The organism is Shinella sp. OV683, from assembly GCF_057787725.1.
Genome location: NZ_CM173543.1, coordinates 4249494 through 4264147, shown reverse-complemented (window position 1 = coordinate 4264147; position 14654 = coordinate 4249494). Strand labels below are relative to the sequence as shown.

General features: G+C 57.0%; 11 protein-coding genes and 1 pseudogene. 4 read left to right on the top strand and 8 right to left on the bottom strand.

Annotation, left to right across the window (positions count from 1 at the left end):
- Nucleotides 1-152: 152 nt before the first annotated feature.
- Complete coding sequence (locus ACXHRN_RS20640) at nucleotides 153-1520, bottom strand: adenylate/guanylate cyclase domain-containing protein (protein WP_488638173.1); 1368 nt, start codon at nucleotides 1518-1520, stop codon at nucleotides 153-155.
- A 278-nt stretch (nucleotides 1521-1798) separates the two neighbouring features.
- On the opposite strand from ACXHRN_RS20640, the pseudogene ACXHRN_RS20635 reads away from it, so the two are divergent.
- A pseudogene (locus tag ACXHRN_RS20635) lies at nucleotides 1799-1954 on the top strand (recombinase family protein); the annotation flags it as partial.
- A gap of 537 nt (nucleotides 1955-2491) precedes the next feature.
- Here the strand turns inward: ACXHRN_RS20635 and ACXHRN_RS20630 are convergent.
- From ACXHRN_RS20630 to ACXHRN_RS20605, 6 genes are all read right to left on the bottom strand, one after another.
- Nucleotides 2492-3790, bottom strand: a complete 1299-nt coding sequence (locus tag ACXHRN_RS20630; RefSeq protein ID WP_488638172.1) for a hypothetical protein — start codon at nucleotides 3788-3790, stop codon at nucleotides 2492-2494.
- 1039 nt (nucleotides 3791-4829) lie between these two features.
- Nucleotides 4830-5954, bottom strand: a complete 1125-nt coding sequence (locus tag ACXHRN_RS20625) for an abortive infection family protein (protein ID WP_488638171.1) — start codon at nucleotides 5952-5954, stop codon at nucleotides 4830-4832.
- Nucleotides 5955-6007: 53 nt separating this feature from the next.
- The gene (locus ACXHRN_RS20620) at nucleotides 6008-6961 is read right to left on the bottom strand and encodes a tyrosine-type recombinase/integrase (RefSeq protein WP_488638170.1); all 954 of its coding nucleotides are present in this window, start codon (nucleotides 6959-6961) and stop codon (nucleotides 6008-6010) included.
- Nucleotides 6958-7206, bottom strand: coding sequence for a hypothetical protein (locus ACXHRN_RS20615; RefSeq protein WP_488638169.1), 249 nt, complete (start codon nucleotides 7204-7206; stop codon nucleotides 6958-6960). The genes ACXHRN_RS20620 and ACXHRN_RS20615 overlap by 4 nt, the downstream gene beginning before the upstream one ends.
- A complete protein-coding gene (locus tag ACXHRN_RS20610) occupies nucleotides 7203-7448 on the bottom strand; it encodes a hypothetical protein (protein ID WP_488638168.1) in 246 nt (81 codons plus the stop codon). The genes ACXHRN_RS20615 and ACXHRN_RS20610 overlap by 4 nt, the downstream gene beginning before the upstream one ends.
- Nucleotides 7445-7681, bottom strand: coding sequence for a hypothetical protein (locus ACXHRN_RS20605; protein WP_488638167.1), 237 nt, complete (start codon nucleotides 7679-7681; stop codon nucleotides 7445-7447). The genes ACXHRN_RS20610 and ACXHRN_RS20605 overlap by 4 nt, the downstream gene beginning before the upstream one ends.
- A 154-nt stretch (nucleotides 7682-7835) precedes the next feature.
- Between ACXHRN_RS20605 and ACXHRN_RS20600 the strand changes: the two genes are divergently transcribed.
- From ACXHRN_RS20600 to ACXHRN_RS20590, 3 genes are all read left to right on the top strand, one after another.
- On the top strand, nucleotides 7836-8405 hold the full coding sequence (locus ACXHRN_RS20600) for a hypothetical protein (protein ID WP_488638166.1): 570 nt from the start codon (nucleotides 7836-7838) through the stop codon (nucleotides 8403-8405).
- Nucleotides 8406-9058: 653 nt separating this feature from the next.
- Nucleotides 9059-10429 carry a site-specific DNA-methyltransferase gene (locus tag ACXHRN_RS20595; protein WP_488641962.1) on the top strand — a complete coding sequence of 457 codons (1371 nt, stop codon included), beginning with the start codon at nucleotides 9059-9061 and terminating at the stop codon, nucleotides 10427-10429.
- Nucleotides 10422-11372 (top strand): DUF5681 domain-containing protein, encoded by a 951-nt coding sequence (locus ACXHRN_RS20590; protein WP_488638165.1) that lies wholly within the window; start codon nucleotides 10422-10424, stop codon nucleotides 11370-11372. The genes ACXHRN_RS20595 and ACXHRN_RS20590 overlap by 8 nt, the downstream gene beginning before the upstream one ends.
- A gap of 400 nt (nucleotides 11373-11772) precedes the next feature.
- Here ACXHRN_RS20590 and ACXHRN_RS20585 read toward each other — a convergent pair whose 3' ends face one another.
- A complete protein-coding gene (locus tag ACXHRN_RS20585; RefSeq protein WP_488638164.1) occupies nucleotides 11773-14649 on the bottom strand; it encodes a hypothetical protein in 2877 nt (958 codons plus the stop codon).
- Nucleotides 14650-14654: the final 5 nt, after the last annotated feature.

Genomic DNA, 14654 nt, shown 5'->3' with positions numbered 1-14654 from the left:
TAATCGCGCTGGATAGGATTTCGATTTCCATCTCTCTAGCGTGAGGTTCCAGGGCTGGCGCTGCCAGAAGGCCGTCTACGCCACAGGCAGCCGCGTCTTTGCCCCACGCGGCTTCGATGGTTTGGTGATTTTCGAGTGATGACAACTCACCTTCAGCTAAGCGCGAGCCAAATATGGCCCGACTCCTCGCGCCAGGGGATGAGCTCAAGCGGCGCGCGGTTTTTCGAAATGTCCCCTAGCATTGGCATCTGTGGGGACACTCCGTCGTCATTGAGCGCCTCACACCAGCCGACGATTTCACCGGACGTCAGATCGAAGCAGCTCTCATGCCAGCGGCATTTGATGGTGCCTTCGTCACCAATGCGGCTGGCAGGCGGAGTCGGCCCAGCGACCGCGGCCTCGAAAAATGGTAACTTCAGATGCGGGCAGGCATTATTGAAAGCGAAGATCTGTTCGCCTTTCCTCACGACCACCGCATAAAGGCTTGGGAAGCCCAGCACCTTCGGCTCACCCTCGACAAGAGAATCAACAGGTATGGCCTTGTGCCAAGTTTTGCCGCCGAGGTGTACTGTATCGCGTGCGGAGACAGCGTTCAACGCACGTTCTGCCTCCGGGCGGAGGTTCACGATTTCATACAGTGTAATGCGATCTGAAGTGCCGGGGAGCCGCACACGGACGAAATCGGTCATCTCGACATCGTCTTTTACGCGATTGTACAGCGCCTCGGAGACCAGGAGCCGAGTGCCGGCTTCCTTGTTGGCAGCCTCAACGCGGCTTGCTACATTAACGGTGTCGCCAATCGCAGTAAGGCGCTCGTTACCGGGTGAGCCGATCGAACCGATGACCGCTTCACCCAAATGCAAGCCGATACGGATGTCGAACTCTATCCCGTACATCGACGCAAAGAAGGGTTTCATCCGGTCGACAGCGGCAAGCGTCTGCAGTGCTGCGTTGACCGAGCGGATCGGCGCGTCGAGCTGGCCGTCGACGCCAAATATCGCCATCAGTCCATCACCGACGAACTTGTCGATATAGCCGTTGTTCCGTTCGATCAGCTCGCCGACCTGCGCGAAATACCGGTTAAGGAGATACATAACGTCATAAGGTGTCAGCGTCTCCGAGAAATGGGTGAAGCCAGCGACGTCGGAGAAAAAGAGAACAACGGATTTCAGCTCGCCGGACTTTGTGGCAGCGGCCCGCTGCAATTGGTTTGCAATCAGGAGATCCGTCTCGTCGAGCACGAGGCGACGGAAAACGACATCGCCGGTTGGGCGTAGCTGGCAGGCCAGGCGGATCTCTTCGGTCAGATGCAGTCGGCCGGTTAGATCGCGCTCCAGTTCGCCCTGCGCTGGACAAGCTTCGACGCCATTCAGGATCCAAATACGGCAAGTGGAGCATTTTGCCTTGCCGCCGCACGCATGAGTGATTGGGAGATGCGCGCGCCGCGCAGCCTCAAGGATCGACTCGCCGGTGGCGCAATCGATTGCGATGTTGTCCGGCAGAGAACGAAGAGTGGGCATGACCTGAACGACCCCACTGATTGGTCCGGGGGTAAATCCTGGACCTCACTCGCCCTATGATGGCGCCGCAAAGGTCTAGCCCGCACCTGGAAGCGACCTGGATAGGCTTGGCAGATATGGCTTTCGATAGCGCGCCGCGTGCCGATCCTCATCACTATGTGCATCATATATGGGGCCTATGGTTTCGGCAAGGTCCTCCAGTGAAATGCCTCAGAAGCTCCGCGTTGACGCAGCCTGAGCGAACGACGGCATATGATCTGGAGTGCCGAGAGGCGTCGCGTCCTCCTACAAAGAGCTTGATTGTGTTGCGGCGCGCCGAGGATGTATATGCAGGCAAGATCGATGTGGTGGTCGTCTATAAGATCGACCGTCTCACGCGATCTCTCACAGACCTTGCCAAGCTGGTTGAAGTGTTCGACGCGCAGTTGGTGAGCCCACAGCATAACCGCTAACCCACGGAAATGTCGCGTCTCTTTGGAACGATAAAATACTGGTGGTTCATCGGGGGAAAATTTGGTGGTGTGGGCAGTCCAGCGAGTACCGGTCTCGCAATGAAATTTTTAGGTGCAGGTAGGAAACAGGGAATTCCCGCGAAGAAGCCGCCAGGCGAGCAGAAATTCTAGAAATAGCCTCGATATTACAGTAGCTTAAACTCGGACTGCGGTGGCGAGAAGCAGCGAGTTTGGCGGTTGAAAACAGCAAGTCCGCCGACAAAAACAGGGAATTTCATTGCCGTTAACTGGGATTGGATTGTCGTTTGGCGGGACTGAATTGTCATAAAGCGAGATAAGATTGCCGTAAAATAGGCGCTGAGTGTCTCTGCATGGAATGACGTTGCCGCTACGCGCAGTCGCATTGCGCCTACGCGAATGTGAATTGTCATTTTCCGGCATGGGATTGCGCTTAAACGCGGACGGGGATTAAGCCGACACGGCCCCCGGACTTAGCCGAGCCGATCGCAAGGCGAGGGATCAGTCTTCCTCGTCCTTCACTTCATTGCATTGCGGATAGCGAGGCAGATATCGTTCCGTCGGCGTTTTCCAGGAAAGGATGAAGTCCAGCGGGTTCTGCGTCCCGAGGAGCGATCGAGCCTCGTTAAGGCGTTCGAGAACGTCCTCTCGTTGATGGATGTCGAGACCGGTAGCACGATCCTCGACGCCCTTTAGAAACTGCTCGACACTCATCACCTCAGACCAGCGCTGGATGATTTGCGCGAGATCATCGCGGCTCTCCTTAATGGATTGCTCGATCCGCCGAGCATCTTCCTGTCGCCGGTAGCGCTCCTGTTCAGCTAACCATTTTTGATGGGCAATCTCCGCCTGCCGGTCGGCTTCCTCAAGCTTGGCAACGAGGTCGGTGGCTGCCGTTTCGATCGCTTTGACGATCGACGGCAGGATCTTGTCGAGAGGCGTCTTCGGCGTCTCCTGCCACTCCTGAGACCACGAGACCTTGTGATAGGGGCAATAGGCCACGAGCTTTAGCCGCCCCGATGGCGCTTCCTTGGTCGTGGTCCACGTGTGGTTTGAGTCATAACGAGAACGCCGCGGAGGAATGTAATCCGCCTCCCGGATGTACTTGCCGTTGCCGATATAGCGCATCAGCATTTGCTCGGACATCTCGACGAGCGTCAGCCCAATTGGCACGGTTCCGATATAGGCGAGGGTAGGGCGATAGGGTGACCAAAGGCCGGAGCTATAGTACTCGTGGCGCTTGGCAGGAATTTCCCGCTCTTCCACGGCCGATCTCGAGAAGCGCTCATTTGGGGGTGCGATTAAAACGCGATGCCCCGCAGCCTCCAATGTCTTGTAGAGCGTATTGGCAAAACCCAGGCTTTTCTCCAGGCAGGCTTTAGATGTGATGACGTCAAGGAGTAGCGTCTTGTAGGGTTTGAGATAGGCACCATCCTCGACCGTCCGACTCTTATCGAAATGTTCTCTGGCGCCGCGAAGGAGGGGGTGTACCGCCTCCTTGGATATCCGGACCTTCTTTGGCTGCGGAGTGGGTGTGGGGCTGTACATAGGTTTGGGCAAACGGGGCAGTTCGCCACCTCGCACCCAGGACGGCAGATCGCCCGGCCGCGCATTCGGCAACGGCTCCTGAGGTGGCGCGTTTCCCACTTCGCGCTTGGCCCAGTAGCCTTGCGCCGGTCGTGGCACATTCAATGCTGTGCAGACCCGCGCCATATAGCTGCTCGAGACTTCGAACTGTTCGGCGACCCTCAGCATGGGCTTAGACCAGACCAGTTGGTATAGCTCCTCACGCGTAATCACGCCTGCCTCTCTCATCTTTTTGCGACGACATGTCGCACGCGGGGCACCTATTTCGTAAGGGAGCGCACCGCCGGCAGTGCGCTCCTGTCCTCAGCTTTCCGATGGCACTCCGGCGCCCCGACTGAGGATCTTTTTTGGCTGCAAGCATTGCGGCCTGCAGAAACAACTGAAGCACTTCTCCCGATATGGCGGCACCTCAGTGCCGACCTTAAAGACGTGGATCGACCGCTCAGTTAGCTTGCGACGCACATTAGCTCTGGCGCCCAGTAGTTCAAGTTTAGTCGAGCGATTCCTTACCGAATTGAGTGGGCGGACCACCGGAGGTCCGCCCTGGGCTGCAGCCTACGGAGGGCCTACCGGCGGCCACGTCTGCAGCTCCCTAGCCATCAAGGGGGTACGCCACTCTCCCCGTAACGGTGTCACTGCTGCCAGGGCAGGATCACCCAACCGGACCGGCGATTTCCCGGTTGTCATGCTGGCCAGGTGTGGTGTTAGAGGGTGTCGCGGGAGATTTCAACTCTCATAAAGGGAATAATGGAAATAATTCTCGCGATGAGAGTATTCGATTTAGCCGCGTCTGAACGCGGTCCTGTGAACAGCGTCGCTTGTCCCTCGAACGCAATGCTACCCCATCTGCCGTGTGATTCAGCGTTGAAGTTTGACCCCTTTCGGCGCGGAAAAATGACCCCGGTCTAAGCAGATTAACATACTGTTCAATTTGTGTTTTCTTCGGTGTGGCCGGGGTCAACGTTCGACGCCTATGCCGGGGTCAATCGCCACGCCGAAACACAATCGACGCACCCAGCGGGGTGAATACGCTATTTACTGCTGCAAATCACGAACATTCCGCGCCACATACTATACTGTACTGCGTGAAATCGCACCGCGTGTCAAAAATAATTCAATTAAATCAGTCGTATATATTTTCCCGGTGTGCTCCGTATACTCCGGTACTTACCGTATTCCCATGTCCTCCCCGTGTTCCTGGGGTTACGAAGGGGGGAGGACAGCCTCGCCGCGATGAAAATAGTTTAAGATTTTATCCCTTCAGAACCTCCGCTTCTGCCTGCCGAGCCCTCCAAGTCGCGACCAGGAAGGTCGCCATGGTGCCGGACAGATTCACCGCAAGTTCGGCGTGGCGGGGCATTGGCTTGGCCTTCTTCGGCCCGGGACTGTGAGCATCCCCGAGCTTGCTTCTGAGTGAACCCAGCAGCTCTACGATCTGTTGGCAGCTTCCGAGCAGCTGTTTAAAGGTCTGTTCGGTGTGGTCATCCGGCGCAAGCCGGAGCACCTTGGCCAGTTTGCGGTAAAGCACCGGCAGGTCATCCTTATCCTGATAGGTTTCACCGGCTTCATGCAGGATCCACTTACACACGTCCTCGAGCAGTGTTCGGGCCAAGGTAATGGCGCCTCGGGGGTCGTCGATGCGTCGCTCTACGGCCGCAACCCATCGGCTGTGTACGTCGTTCGGGTCGAAATCCTTGAGGGCTTCGGAAATACCGTGATCGGCCGGGCTGCCCATGGCGGCTGCTTGCACTTCATAAATCGGCGTTCCTGAAAGTTTCCCCACGACCGCGAGGCGGTAGCCATCATGCTGCAGATGATTATTCAACTGCGCAACCAAGGCTGTTTGCCCTTCCTGGGATTGGGCAACAGGGCCACTCACTTCCTTCAGGAACATAAACAGCCGCTCCATGGAGCAGGTAAGAAAGCCGAGCTTCGCAAGCAGCTCTGGTTGGCTCCAGTCATCGTTTCTGATGGTATGCTGCAAGATCTCGTCCAAAATCGAGCCGTACCCGGAATAGCCGGCTGGCATCGCTTCGACGGGCCAGACCTTCTTCAAAAATTCGATATCTTCAATCTCCGTGGCAAACGGTCGGCCTTCAAACACCGCCATGAGCCTGCGCCGGGTCAGCTCTGTTACGGTCGGCTTTTTCAGCTCATCAATCTTCGCCACGACCTCCGAGAGACCATAGCTCTCGGCTTCTTCGAGCAGATCCCGCGCCATCCGGAGCAGAGGGAGAATATGAACCGCTGACAACCTGTTTTGGGCATACTTGTATTTGCTGCGGAACGCTTCTTCGTCCGTGCCATCCGCCAACCCCAGACGTTTGCATACCCCCGGCACCTCGTAGGATTTGTACCCCGAAATGGTCGCAGCCATCTGGTGCCGGAGTTCCTGGGTGAGGGCAGGGGGAATTGCGGACATAAGATACCTTAAATCAAAATCCGCTCGACTTCATCTAGACTCACCTCATCGCTGCGGCGGTCGTAGAGCTGGGTTGTCCTGGTCGAGCTGTGATTGGCCATGTGCGCGGCTTTTTCGAGCGTGCCGCCATTCTTCAGATACGCCGTGATGCCGGTGGCGCGGAACGTATGGCAACACATCGCCGTATCAATCCCGGCCGCTGCGGCCCGCCTCTGGATCATGTCATAGACATTGGCCTGGGGGAGGTTGGTTTCCGTCAAAACACCCGTGCCCCGGCCGATCGTCCGGAACAACGGACTGCGGGGATGGTCGCGCAGGCCTCCGGCAGCGAGATAGGCGTCCAGGTATTCCTCAAGGCTATGATGGCAGGGCATTTCATGCTGTTTGCCCCCCTTCTCGTGCAACCGCACCCATAGGCGGCGATTCTGCACGAACACGTCCCGTACTTCCATGCCAATTGCCGCACCAACCCGGGCGAAGGAATAGGTCATCAGCCCAATCAACGCGCGGTCACGCTTCCCGGCCATGGTGTCGCTCGGAATGCTGTCGAGCAGTTGGCGGGCCTCCTGTGGGGTCAACGCGGGCGTTTTCCCCTTCTTGGTGGAGTAGGATGGCCCGCGCACCGAATGGGCCGGGTTGGTGGGCATCGCCTGGCCCGTCACCATCCAATCAAACAGATGCCGGATGGCAGCCAGGCGCAGCTTGACGGTCGGCACTGCATGGCTCCGGCCCAGTTCCTCAATCCATGCCGCCACATGCATGGGCTGGATGGCGGGAAGGGTGGTGACGCCGCGATCGGCGCACCAGGTCAGAAAATCCCCGGCCGCGCGGGCGTAGGCCTTACGAGTGTTAGGATTGCGGATTTGCACGGTGAAGAACTCAAAGAACCTCGTGCGGTCGTGCTCATTAGAGGAAAGAAATACCTCAACGTGAGCTGGCACAAACAGAATGAGGTCGTTCATATGGGCAGTTCTTTCCCTGAGGCCACCACATTGCCATCCAGATCAAACTTCTCCCACCCTTCATCTGTTGGAACACCCAAATAGGTCGTATGCGCCCAACTCCTGTAGCGCGCTACCAGATTTCCTGCTCCATCGTACTCCTGGTGTGTCCAGCTTTCGCGTTGCCCGCCGCCATGACTGTGAAATTGCGTTTCCAGTCGATGTTCTGGAGGCACACTAAAAATACTCTCGAACTTTGCCATCATGACTCCTCGGAGGACTTACGCAAAATTCCAGCTTCGATCGCAGCTTGTTCTAATTGCTTACCAAGCTCTAAGACTTTGCGTAGAGCTTGGTAGTGATTTGCTTCAATCTCACGATCAAGCTCACTATTGCCGACCCCGTATACCTCCCTATTGATGGCACGTTGTGCCATCTGGTCTGCGATACGCTGCAAACTTGCCGCTGCCCTACCGCTTTTTTCCAAGAGGTCATCTATTTCCGTCATCGCACACTTCCCCTTCTCAAAATCGAGCCGCTTGGAACACCCTTAAATCCCATGCGCTCCAGTCCAGCTGTAATCTCAGCTCTCGAACCCTCTGTCGGAGTGACGGTAACGCTGCCTTCGCGCCCGGATTTCTCCAGGGCATCGAACCAAGGCGTATCGTCCACCATTGGCCCTTCGACGGTAAATTCTCTGCGGTCGTGATCCTGGACGTAAACAAAGAACGGGTCAGTCATTCTGCGTCTGCTCACGGGCTCTCTCCTATATAACATAAAGGACATTATCATATATAGGAGAGCTTGCAACGGTCGTTGTGCCGTATTCCGTATACAACCCATTGACGGCATGAGTGATATCAGAAATGATTAGGTTTCTTGGGAGGGGAAAACTATGTTGATTACAAGCCGTCGGACTCTCATTCAAAGCATTTTCGGATTTGCTGCTGCCAATACTGTGGTATTGCCCGCGTTCGGGGAAGAGCTTAAACCCGTGGAATATCCTATAGATCCAGGTTCCGGTGGTTTACAGGAACCTCGGAAGCTGGCCGGTACGAAAAATAAGTTTCCCATCCCCCCAAATTACTATGCCCGAGCAAAACTTGGTTCATACTGCGAGACGACTAATGTAGATCGGGCAATTTCTGTTACACAATGGTCAGCTGACGCCTCAAGCTCACTGCAATCGGCACAAATCGTATATACCGGGGATCCGGGCGACGCGGGCTTTACTAAAGAACTTTCCATGGATGCGGTGTCGGCTCCAACGTGGATCGTCTACCAATATTCCTTTGAGCCTACAGAAAAATCTTTCCGGCATGATGAAGATAAGCTCGTGCATTGGTTTGAAGCTAAATTTCCTGGAAGAGGTGCCCAACCATCTGACGCGCCGGAGGGAAAGTTGCTCATTGGGTTTAGTAAGAACAAAGCAACCTTGGACAGCAGGTGGAACCCGCCGTTTTAAGGCTTCTCCGGAAGTGTCAATGAGCTAAAAAAGCACTCTTATTGCTCTCCCATCTAACCCTTTTCCAAATATCCTCGGGGCGTGGGGCAGACCGCCACATACCTGTGATTCAGCGTTGAAGTTTGACCCCTTTCGGCGCGGAAAAATGACCCCGGTCTAAGCAGATTAACATACTGCTCAATTTGTGTTTTCTTCAGTGTGGCCGGGGTCAACGTTCGACGCCTATGCCGGGGTCAATCGCCACGCCGAAACACAATCTGCCGGATCTACGTTACCCAGAAGCACGCCTGCGCATCGCCACCAGTGTGCGGTCAGCGATCTCCATAAAAGTTGTGTTCCAACACTCTCGCCAACAGGCCAAAATTGCAAAAGCGAGCTCAACCCATTGATAAGTCTCACATAAAGTTATCCACAACCTTTATTTGACTGCCCATTTAAGGGTAATTCTACTTTAGATTGTGAAAATCTTTTGAAGGGCTTTTGAAGTGGTCTTAAAGGGTGTTTGAAGCCCTCTTAAAGGCATCTCGAAATCCGACCGTTTTGCACGCGGCAAGGTTGAATTGTGCGGATTTAAGCGGCTTGATCGTAGCCAGAATGTAGCCAATCATAGTCTGCATGAGTGATTTCCCGCTCTGAGGATCGCACCTATGAACATGCATTCCCCTTCAATCGAGATGCTGCCGCTCGCAGCACTTCGCCCCTATTCCGGCAATGCCCGCACACACTCTAAGCGCCAGGTGACCCAAATCGTCGACAGCATCCGGCGCTTCGGCTTCACAAACCCGGTGCTGATTAGTGACGATGGCGAGATCATCGCCGGTCACGGTCGGGTGATGGCGGCCGAGCAGCTTGGGATGGCAACCGTGCCTATTCTCAGGCTGTCGCATTTGTCTGCCGAGGAACGGCGCGCCTATGTGCTCGCCGACAACAAGCTGGCACTCAATGCCGGCTGGGACACAGAAATCCTGGCGATCGAATTGCAGGCACTCATCGACCTCGACTTCGATGTCTCGCTGACCGGGTTTTCGCTGGCTGAGATCGACTTTTCGCTGGACCAGGCACGCGAGGCCTCGCCGTCGGCTGGTGACGATGTTGCCGATCGGATCGTCGAACCGGCGTCGGGACCACCGGTGACAAGAATGGGCGATCTATGGCTTCTCGGGCGTCACCGACTGCTGTGCGGTGATGCGCGATCAGCAGAGGATGTCGGCCGGCTGGTGGACGGCGCCAAGGTTGATCTGATCTTCACCGACCCGCCCTACAATGTTGCAATCGACGGCATTGTCGGCGGCCTGGGCTCGGTTAAACATCGGGAATTTGCCTTCGCCTCCGGTGAGATGAGCAGCAGCCAGTTCACGGAATTCCTAACCACCACACTCGGCAATGCGGCTGCCGTTGCCAAGGACGGCGCCATCGCCTTCGTGTGCATGGACTGGCGACATATGCGTGAGGTGGTGGATGCCGGCGAAACGGCGTTTTCCGAGCTCAAGAACCTTTGCGTCTGGAACAAGACCAATGGCGGCATGGGGAGTTTTTACCGCTCCAAGCATGAATTGGTCTTTGTCTTCAAGGCCGGCACGGCACCCCATACCAACAGCTTTGGTCTCGGAGAAACCGGACGCTATCGCACCAATGTCTGGGACTATGCCGGCATCAGCAGTCTTGGCGCCCATCGCATGGATGAACTCTCTATGCATCCGACCGTCAAACCGGTGGCACTGGTTGCCGATGCCATCCGTGACTGCTCACGGCGCAGTGAGATTGTGCTCGATGTGTTTGGCGGCTCAGGTTCCACAATGATCGCCGCCGAGCTTTGTGGCCGGCAAGGGCGTTTACTCGAATTCGATCCGATTTATTGCGACACCATCGTTCGGCGCTGGCAGCAATACACCGGCAAGAACGCAGTGCTCCCGGACGGTGGCGACAGCTTTGAAGCCACGGCTGCAATCAGGCTTGGACCGGTCGCGACACCCACAGCGCCGGCGCGCCCTGCAACTAGCAAACGGAGACGCTTCAATGGATGAGGAAAAGATCAAACACCATGTCATCTTTGGAGATGACGTCGGCTATGGCAATCCACCCGAACAGAGCCGCTTTAAGAAGGGGCAATCCGGCAACCCCAAAGGTCGGCCGAAGAAAACTCCGTCCAATCTGTCGCTTCCCGATCAGCGCACATTGTCCACCGTCATGAACGTTGCCAACCGTATTGTCCCGGTGCGGGAAAACGGCGAAGTGAAGTACATGAATATGATGGAAGTCGCCGTCAACGCACTCTTTGCTAAATCGGCCAAAGGCGATTCCCGTGCTCTGGCCACCTTACTTGCGCTCATGCAGAAGGGCGATGTCGCACGAGCGCTCCACATCAAAGAGCAGAATGTGTTCTGGCAAAACCGCAAGAACGAAGGAAAAGCAAAACTCTCCGACGCTCAGGCTCGTGGCGAACCCATGCCCAAGCTTCTGCCGCATCCAGATGACATCATTATCGATCATGAGGAGGGTCCGCGCTTTGTTGGACCATTCATTGAGCAAGAGCAAATCATGCTGGATGAAACACTGCGCTTGCGGGACTTGCTGTTTCTCCAAAGTTCCTTGGACCGCCGCAGCAAGAAAAGGCCTAGCGAACCGCTGATCAAGCCCGGAGCTGCAGAACTGCTTGCAATGGTATTAGAGCGATTTATCCCAGCGCGTCTACGACTCTCCAATGGGGAATGGTTGTGGCGCACCACAAGGGCTGACATCATCCCCAAGAGTGAACTATTGAAGCTAGTATTCGAAGGGTGGCGAAAGCTTGGTTGGCCACTGCCGCGGGGGCTTGTTTTTCCAGAGATGGAAACGATGAAGAGGTTGATCGAGCGGGCCTTCGAGTTGGCGCGAGATATTCGGAGTCTGCCATATCCAGACGATATGCCACGCGGCGAGTGGGAGAGATCGGCCGCGCGTGTAATCGAAAGCCATTTTCCGCAATGATCTACATGGTGTGGACAGTATCCGACAAAGCTCGCGGATGGCCACGAACTGGCGCCCGCCTTTCAGGCCCGGTTGCCTCGACGCGGAACGTGCGGACCAAATGAGTTGGGCCTCGGTTCCCCTCACCATTTGGCGACGGCTGTTAGCTAGCGATACATGATTCTTCCCGCTATCGATTGCAGGGTGTCCGGTTTGCGCAAAAGCTGTCATTGTGAATGTCAGCTTTTAAAACCGTTCGTGCAAGAACTGCCTGCCGCGCATTAGGGCCTTGTCAACGGTTTCGCCATCCAAATGATAAAAGATCCCGCTTTTTGGGGTTCAGAGCAAGCAAAGCAGGTTATGCCCTCACTTCGCAATTCTTCATGGCTGACACGTTAACTTTACGATGCCGATCGGGGTCTTACTTTTTAGCGCCAGGGCAGATCGAGCTCGGCATGGCTTGGTTTGACGAAAGGGCATTCAACAATGCCCGCCAATTGGCATCATGGTTCGATCTCTTGGGGTCATGCGCCCATTCGGACACGGTTCTTGCCGCATCATCGTCATAGACGGGCTGATCCTTGCTGTGCAGTGCCAGGACGAGCTTCTCGATGTCAGCAGCAGCCAGAACACGGCTGTCGGAAGGGTTCGCGGGATTGGCGAGTGAAAGCGAATTGGGCAGCAGCCAATGCGTGCCGATGCCGCCATTGGTGAACATCGCCGGCATGGTGATCTCGTGTGCGCTGAACTGCGAGCGGTGATCGCAATAGAGCTTTCCGATCGCCGCGCGGAGCTCCGTCTCTAGACCCAGGCTGAGCTGGCCGCCCGCACCGAGCACCGAGCCGAAGCCGAAACTTTCGCTATAACGGCTAGCCGATGCCGACACGTCGGCAACGACAATATAGAGCGGCGGCAATTGCTGCTGATTGTCGGGCGCCGATCGAAACGCGTCGCGGATAGCGTAGTAGAGCGTCATTGCACCGCGATTTTCGACCGCACCGCCATCGGTGACCCAGTAGCGCTTCCCCTCATGCGGTAACTGCACATCGATGGCCGCGTCGGGGAAGACCGGCGGGAAGTTGGCGCTCAGGGCTGCGGCGCGCGCAACCGAGACATCCTTGTTGTTGATGGTGATCATCTGCATCTGGTGCGAGCCGTCGTCAGGTGGCGGGACGGGGGCCGAAAGGTTTGTCAGGACAAGCCTGCCTCCCGCCTGTGCGGCATCGAGGTCCTCACGACAGTTCGTCGCGCGCTCCGCCAGCAAGAGAGTCTTGTCCGCGTCGCAGGGCAGGTCCAGGCCCTTGAACGAGCCGACAATGGCCGTATTGAGCATGATGCCGAAGGATGGTGTCGCCATTGTCGCGGCGCCCATCTCGCAGACGAAGGATTCCGCCAGGATTGAACCCAATCTCGAACGCGCAGGCATCCAACCCCGCACATGGCCCTCTGGCTTTTGGGACTCGTCACATGTCGATGCCGCCCAGTGATCGCGCCCGAATACGATGCGCATGTCGCTGGCGCCGTCGATGGCATATTCGATATAGGGTAGCGCCATGGCCCGCGAAAACCGATCCCAGGCAACCGGGTCCATCGCGCCGGCATGGCGAAGCTCTTTTTCGTGAAGCGCAAAATAGGCGAGCGCAGCACTGCCGCCCGACACGCCGCTGACCACCACGACATTGCAGATCATGTTGTGTTCGGCGAGGCCGTGCAGCACCGAGGCGGTGTACATGGCCGCTCTCGTGCCGCCCCCCGAAGCGACGACGGCGATACGCGGTGCGGTCGCAGAGAGTTCAGAGCACTCTTTGTTCGCACTGCCCGGACCGAACAGCAGGCTCGCCAATGACTTATCGACGTGCTCGGCGGAGCGGACGTCAAGTTCCGGCGGCTGGATGGCTCGATTGAAGGTAATATAGGCCGGCACGCCGATCAGGCTGAAGGCCAGCGTCCCAACGATTACGGGGTAGATGATCGTCGATCGCTGCAGATTGCGAAGGCTTGCAAGCAGATCGCCCGCAGGAGCCAGGTCGGCGGGCAGGCGCTCTAGCTGGGCGCGAAACTGGGCGAGGACTTCAGCTGGCGTCATGAACTGGATCGCCCGTCGGCTTTCCCCGTGGGTCTCCTTGCTGCCCCGATAGACACCTTCGACCTTGAGACGGCCGGCGCCATGTAGCGCGATCGTGCGTCCAAGGTTCTCGACCGTGCTCAACGTACTGCTGCCGCTAAAATCATAAGAGATTTTCACCGGACTCACCGAGGTTTTGTCGCTGTCGAGAAGACGGATCAGCCGGCGGGCGACGAAATTATCGCACCAGAACGCGTAGTACCAGGCAACAACATATGCGAGCGCGATATAGCCCATGATCGTGGTATTGCCGAAACCTTTGCTGCCGGCATTGAAGAGATAGGTGATATAATGGACGTCAAGCAGACGCAGGATGGCGACGACGACAACCAGAATGCTGATGACGCGTTGCGGGCCGATGAAGAAAAGGCGGCCGATGGTCTGCAGGATTTCCATCAGGCGGTCGAATAATATGCCCAGGAAGACGGCGACCCACGTCGCAAAGCCGACCAAATAGAAAACATAAGAGAGATAATGGTCCGGCACGAAGAGGGAGAGCAGCGAGCCCGGCAGCAGGATCTCGACGGGATAGCGGATCGGCGCGATGGCGAAGGCCGATGCCAGGGCCGCCACCGGCCCCCGCCCCATGAAATCATAGCGGTCCTTCGGCAGGAAGAGCTCCACCTTCGGCAGGCTCTGTGCGAGCGCACCGCCGGCGTCGGATCGGAACAATGTGCGGGTGATCAGCCATACCGCTGACAGTGCGATGATCAGGGCAGCAACGACCGCGGCCCCGACATGGAGGCGGGGCGCGGAGGTCACCGCCCCATAGGCCTCCGGCCGCGAACGCAAGATCAGCAGAACCAGCAGGATGGCCAGGATTGAGAGCTGCCCGGCAAGCAGGTACTGACCGACCCAGACACGCTTTGCCGCGGCTATGTGCAGCGCAAGCAGAAGCACGAAGCCAATAGCGAGAAACAGGAGGTTGATTGGGCCGGTCGCGAATGTTGGGCCGAGCGCCATGGCAATGATCAGGATGCCGGCAAGGACTGAGACGAACCAGGGATAGCCATCCGGCGCCAGCAAGGTTGAGAGGCGCGCGCGCCCGGCTGGCAGGGGTCGATTGAGCCCGGCGTCGAAACGCCGCCACCACCTGACGAAGCGCCGAACTCCGCCGCCGAGCCAGTTGTAGAGGCTGGGCTTCTCCTGCTGGGTGACAGTATCCCTGCTCATTGCCA

Bases quoted from the DNA above. Each gene is read 5' to 3' on its own strand.
- ACXHRN_RS20610 (WP_488638168.1), bottom strand. From the start codon at position 7,448: ATGACGGAAATAGATGACCTCTTGGAAAAAAGCGGTAGGGCAGCGGCA.
- ACXHRN_RS20640 (WP_488638173.1), bottom strand. From the start codon at position 1,520: ATGCCCACTCTTCGTTCTCTGCCGGACAACATCGCAATCGATTGCGCC.
- ACXHRN_RS20620 (WP_488638170.1), bottom strand. From the start codon at position 6,961: ATGAACGACCTCATTCTGTTTGTGCCAGCTCACGTTGAGGTATTTCTT.
- ACXHRN_RS20585 (WP_488638164.1), bottom strand. From the start codon at position 14,649: ATGAGCAGGGATACTGTCACCCAGCAGGAGAAGCCCAGCCTCTACAAC.
- ACXHRN_RS20605 (WP_488638167.1), bottom strand. From the start codon at position 7,681: ATGACTGACCCGTTCTTTGTTTACGTCCAGGATCACGACCGCAGAGAA.
- ACXHRN_RS20615 (WP_488638169.1), bottom strand. From the start codon at position 7,206: ATGATGGCAAAGTTCGAGAGTATTTTTAGTGTGCCTCCAGAACATCGA.
- ACXHRN_RS20590 (WP_488638165.1), top strand. From the start codon at position 10,422: ATGGATGAGGAAAAGATCAAACACCATGTCATCTTTGGAGATGACGTC.
- ACXHRN_RS20600 (WP_488638166.1), top strand. From the start codon at position 7,836: ATGTTGATTACAAGCCGTCGGACTCTCATTCAAAGCATTTTCGGATTT.
- ACXHRN_RS20595 (WP_488641962.1), top strand. From the start codon at position 9,059: ATGCATTCCCCTTCAATCGAGATGCTGCCGCTCGCAGCACTTCGCCCC.
- ACXHRN_RS20625 (WP_488638171.1), bottom strand. From the start codon at position 5,954: ATGGCTGCGACCATTTCGGGGTACAAATCCTACGAGGTGCCGGGGGTA.